The sequence below is a fragment of the Micromonospora sp. NPDC002575 genome (genome assembly GCF_042889525.1).
GTDB lineage: Bacteria > Actinomycetota > Actinomycetes > Mycobacteriales > Micromonosporaceae > Micromonospora > Micromonospora carbonacea.
The window spans coordinates 1-5,552 of the sequence record NZ_JBIARA010000043.1 but is presented as its reverse complement, the minus strand read 5'-3'; the positions used below and the strand labels follow the sequence as shown (position 1 = coordinate 5,552).

At 77.6% G+C, this 5,552-nt stretch carries 1 protein-coding gene and 1 pseudogene; both read right to left on the bottom strand.

Features of this window, described 5'->3' with window-relative positions; translation table 11 throughout:
• Positions 1-5,314 (bottom strand): annotated as a pseudogene (locus ACFYWL_RS30760) (SDR family NAD(P)-dependent oxidoreductase); the annotation flags it as partial.
• A gap of 10 nt (positions 5,315-5,324) precedes the next feature.
• Positions 5,325-5,552: hypothetical protein (locus tag ACFYWL_RS30755; protein WP_386980197.1), on the bottom strand; the 228-nt coding region annotated here is incomplete at its 5' end.

Below are 5,552 nucleotides of genomic sequence, written 5' to 3'. Positions count from 1 at the left end.
GCGATCCCTCGCTTCCGATCGCGCGGCCCCGAACCAGCGACCCACCCCCCCCCCCCCCCCCCGGGGGCGCCGCGGGGGGGGGGGGGGGGGGGGGGGGGGGGGGGCCGGGGGGGGGGGGCCCGCCCCCCCCCGCCGCGACGGGCCGGTACACCACGTCGTCGAGGAGGACCAGGGCCCGGCCGTCGGCGTCCAGGAGGGTGGCGCTGGCCCGCCGGCTGCCGTCGGCGTCCTGCCCGGCGAGGCGCAGGTGGACGTGGCGGGTGCCGGCCGGGTCGCCCCAGCGCACCGCCCGGCCGATCGCAACCGGCAGGTAGGTCAGCGTGGAGGCGGCCGGGTCGGCCAGGGTCAGCACCGCCATGGTCTGCAACGCCGCGTCGAGTGCGGCCACCGCCCGCACGCCCGGGTCCGCGTCGGCGAGGTCGACCTGGGTGAGCACGCCGGTGGCGCCGTACGCGACGTGGCCGATGACGCGCAGTGGGGCGCCGAAGTCGACCTGCTTGGCGGCGAACCACGCGTACAGGCCGGCGGGGTCGAGCGTGCGGGGGTAGCCGGCGCGCAGGGCGTCCAACGCCACCGGCTCGGGGGCCGCCTCGGCGGGCCGGGCCGCGCCCACGGTGAGGTGGCCGACGGGCTGCCCGCCGTAGCGGAAGGTCGTCGTGTCGCCGGAGGGGTCGCTGGTGAGCGGGTGCCGGCCGGTGCCCCGCGCGGTGAACGCGAGCCGGTGCAGGACGGCGGCGCGGGCGAAGCCGCTGGCGACGAGGAACGCGGCCGGCAGCGTCTCCTCGCCGAAGACGCGGTGCGCGCCGAGCAGCCGGTCCAGGACGCGGGCGTCGGGCGCGTCGGCGCGGGGCGCGCGGGGCGGGCCGCCGGGGCCCGGTTGGGCGGGGTCGGCGAGGTCGCGGAAGGGGTAAGGCGGCAGCGGCACCCGGCGCAGCCCGCTGCCGGCGTGGAGCCGCCGCCAGTCGACGTCGCGCCCGGCGACGTACAGGTGGGCCAGCGCGGCGAGCAGCGAGCCGTCGGGCGTGCGCAGCTCGGCGGCGATCCGCTCGGCGCTCAGCGGCACGTACGCGGCGAGCCGGCCGGCAAGGTCGGGACCGCAGGGCACCGGGTCGCCGGCCAGGACGGTCGCGCCGCGCAGGACCGTCGCCGACGGGTCCGGACCGGCGCGCAGGGCCTGGCGCAGACCCGCGCCCAGCTCGTCGGCCGTCGCGCCGAGCACGGCGATCCGGTACGGCAGGTGGCTGCGCCCGACCGAGGCGGAGAGGCACAGCGCCCCGGCGTCGACCGACCGGTCCCGCCCGATCAGCCGCTCCACGTCCGCGATCCGCCGGGCGAGCAGCTCCGGGGTGTGCGCCGACAGGACGAGCAGGTGCTCGCGGGCGGGCGCGTCGGTGCGGGCGGCGGCGCCGGTGGGGTGCGGGACGTACTCCTCGACGACGACGTGGGCGTTGGTGCCGCCCATGCCGAAGGCGCTGATGCCGGCCCGGCGGGGACCGGCGGACCGCCACGGCAGGGGCTCGGTCGGGATGGCCAGCCGCCCGGCGGGCAACGCGATGTGCGTGCCGAGCGTCTCGAACCCGGCCAGGGGCGGGATCTCGCCGTGCCGCAGGCAGAGCAGGACCTTCACCAGGCCGGCCAGGCCGCTGGCCGGCTCCAGGTGGCCGATGTTGGCCTTGACCGAGCCGACGTGCACCGGCTCGGGCCGGTCGCCGTCGAAGACCTCGGCCAGGGCGGCGATCTCGATGGGGTCACCCAGCCGGGTCGCGGTGCCGTGGGTCTCGACCAGGGAGATGTCGGCCGGGGTGAGGCCGGCGTCGGCCAGGGCGGCCCGGATCACCGCCACCTGCGCCTCGCTGCGCGGCACCGGCAGGGCGCTGCCCCGGCCGCCGTGGTTGACCGCCGCGCCCCGGATCACCGCGTGGATCCGGTCGCCGTCGCGTTCGGCGTCGTCGAGCCGCTTGAGCATGACCGCCACCGCGCCCTCGCCGGGCACGAACCCGTCGGCCCGGTCGTCGAACGGCCGGGGGCGGGTGGGCGACAGCGCGCCGAGCTGGCTGAGGCTGCGGTAGTACCAGGGGGTCAGCCCGACGTGGCAGGCGGCGACGATGGCCGCCCCGCACTGCCCGGTGCGCAGGCTCACCACCGCCTGGTGCAGGGCGACCAGGGAGGACGAGCAGAGCGTGTCGACGGTCTGCGAGGGGCCGGTCAGGTCCAGCGCGTAGGAGATCCGGTTGGCCAGGACGGCGTTCATCGAGCCGAGGGCGGTGTGCGGCCCGACGGCGTCGAGGCCGTTGGCGTCGCGGTGGTGGGTGTAGGTGGCGCCGACGAAGACGCCGACGTCCCGCCGTCCGGCGCAGCCGCTGTCGTCGACGACGGACCAGGCGTGCTCCAGCAGCAGCTTCTGCTGCGGGTCCATCTCCTGCGCCTCGCGCACGGCGATGCCGAAGAACCTCGGGTCGAGGCGGTCGATCGCGGTGACGAACGCGCCGGTGCGGCAGTAGGTGCCGGTCATGTCGGGGCCGCGCCGCTGGAAGTGCTCGTCGATGTTCCACCGGTGGGCCGGGATCTCGGTGAAGGCGTCGGCGCCGGAGCGGAGCATCGGCCACAGGTCGGTCAGGTCGCGGGCGCCGGGCAGGTCGCCGGAGACAGCCACCACCGCGATGTCGCCGCCGCGCGGAGCCGGCCGGGCGGCCGGCTCGGGTGCGGACACCGGCGCGGGCGCGGGTTCCGGGTCGGAGGCAGGGATGGCCAGCGCGGGCGCGGGGGTGGCCGGGGCGACGGCGGCCGGCGGCGGCTCGGGGGCGGCGGGGGGTCCGGCCGAGTAGCGGGTGGCGAGCGCGGCGGCCAGCTCGGCGAAGTCGCCGTACTCGAGGAAGAGGGTCGCCGGGAGGGTGACCTGCCAGCGGCGGGACAGCTCCTCGGCCAGCTCGACGCTCATGATCGAGTTGATGCCGTAGTCGGTCAGCGGCGCCGTCCGGTCGAAGCCGTCGACGCCGAGCCGTTCGGCGAGGAACTCGGCGAGCCCGTCCTCGGTGCGTCCGGCGTCGACGCCGCCCGCCGGGGACGGTCCGGTCGCCGTGGCGGCGGGCGCGGGGGCCGGCGCGGCCGGTGTCGTGGGCGTGGCCGTCGTGGCCGGCTTCGTGCCGGTCGCCGCCGCGGCGGGGGTGCCGGCCGGGGCGTCGGGGTGGGCGATGACGACCTGCCGGACGTCGTCGCGCAGCACGGTCATCAGGGCGTCGAGCGCCTCGACGGTGCCCAGGGGCCGGACGCCGCGTCGGCGGAGCTGCTCGGCGACGCCCTTTCCCATGCCCACCTCGCCCCACAGTCCCCAGTCGACGCTCGTCCAGGGGGCGCCGCGCGCGTGGGCGTACGCGTCGAGGTAGGCGTTGGCGGCGGCGTACCCGCCCTGGCCGAGGTTGCCGAACGTCCCGGAGACCGAGGCGAACAGCACGGCGAAGTCCAGGTCCGTCCCGGCGACGGCGGCGGTCAGCTCGTGCAGACCGTCGACCTTGGGGCGCAGCACCTGCGCCACGTCCTCGGCGGTGGTGCCGCGCAGCAGGCCGTCGCGGAGGGCGCCGGCGGCGTGCACCACGCCGTGCAGGTCGCCGAAGCGGTGCCGGATCTCCTCCACCACGCCGGTCAGCGCGCCGGGCGCGGCGACGTCGGCGGCGAACGAGGCGATGCGGCAGCCGTACGACTCGATCCCGGCGAGAGCGTCGGCGTCGGCTCCCGTCCCGCCGGAGCGGCTGACCAGCGCGACCAGCCCGGCCCCGTCGCCGGCGAGCCGGCGGGCGACCGCGAGGCCCAGGCCGCCGTGCCCACCGAGGATCAGGTACCGGCCGTCGCGCCGCACCGGCGGCCGGCCGCCGTCGAACGCGCGCAGCGGAACGCGGACCGGCACGTGCCGCGCGCCGTCGCGGTAGCCGACCTCGACCGGCCCGCCGCCGCCCGCCTCGGCCCCGAGCGCGTCGGCCGAGGCGGGGTCGAGGTCGACGAGGCGGGGCCGCAGCCCCGGATACTCGATGGCGGCGGTCCGGACCAGTCCCCACAGGGCGGCCCGCGCCGGCTCGGGGACGTCGCCGGTGGCCACCGGCTGGGCCCGCTCGGTGGCCACGAGGAAGTGGCCCGAACGCTGCCGCTGGCCGAGGGTCTTGAGGGCGGCGAGGCAGGCGTACAGGCCGACGCTCAGCTCGGCCTGGTCCGGTCGGGTGGGCCCGGTGCTCCACAGGTGCACGACGCCCGCCACGGGCGCGCCGATCTCCTCCCAGAGCCGCTGGAACGCGGCCTCGTCGGGCTGGGCCATGACCCGCCGGTCGGCGCCGGTCGCCGGGTCCGGCCCCTCGGGCAGCACCTCGACGACCCGGGCCCCGTCGGCGCGCAGCGCCCGCACCGTGGCCGCGCCCGTGGCGTCGGAGCCGCCGTTGTGCAGGACCACCCAGGTGCCGGTCGCCGGCCGGCGGGGCGCGGGGGCGTCGGCGGCGGTCCACTCGATGCGGGTGAGCAGCCCGGGCGCCGGGGTGGACCGCTGCGCCGGCAGCCGGCGCATGCGTACCCCGGTCAGCTCGGCGACGACCTGGCCGGCGGGGTCCAACAGCACGGCGTCCGCGACGGACCAGGCGTCGTGCACGGCGGTGCGGCGCACCCGGACGGTCACCCCGGTGGTGAGGGCGGACAGGTTCGCGTACAGGGCGAACCGCGCGACGCCGATGGGCAGCATCGGCCCGGGCGCGTCGCCGCCGGCCAGGTCCTGCAGGGCGCAGCTGACCACCTGGAAGACGCCGTCGACGAGCAGGGGGTGGGAGTACCAGGGCACCGGCTGGGCCACCGTGGCGAGGCTCGCCTCGGCGGTGCCGTCGCCGACGGCGAGCCGGCGTACGGTGTGGAAGTCCGGCCCGTACGTCAGGCCGGCATCGGCCCAGCCGCGGTAGATCCGCTCGGGCGGGACCGGCGTCGGGCAGGCCACCTCCCAGGCGGCCGGCGGGCGGGCGTCGACCGGCAGCGGCCCGCCGGTGCCGGTCGAGACGGCCTTGCGGCCGTCGGAGGTGACCGCGCTCAGCTCGAAGCGGGTCCGCTCGGCGAAGGTCACGTCGAGCCGGCCGGTGACCCGCTCGTCGTCGGCGACGGTGAACGGCCGGACGAAGGCGACGTCGACAAGCTCGAGCGGGGCGAAGGCCCGGCGCTGGGCGACCCCGAGCAGGGCCATCTCCAGTTGTACGGACGCGGGCAGGATGCCGAAGCCGGAGGAGCGGTGCTGGGCGATGAACGGCTCGTGCCCCGCGAAGGTCTTCTCGTAGGTCTCAACCCGGTACGTCACGTTCCCTCGCTCAGTGCTCGTAGTGACGGTCGAACAGTGGATGGCCGGTGGCCTCGTCACCTGCGGTGGGTACGGAAACCTGTGCTTCGGGCCGGCGGCGGTGCGCGGCGGCGGTCTCGTGGACGCGGGGCGCGCTCAGCTCGCGGCGTTCGAAGGGGTAGGTGGGAATCGTCGTCGTGCGATGCCCCTTACCGGCATGCACCCCCACCCAATCCACCTCACCCAACCCACGGCTGTA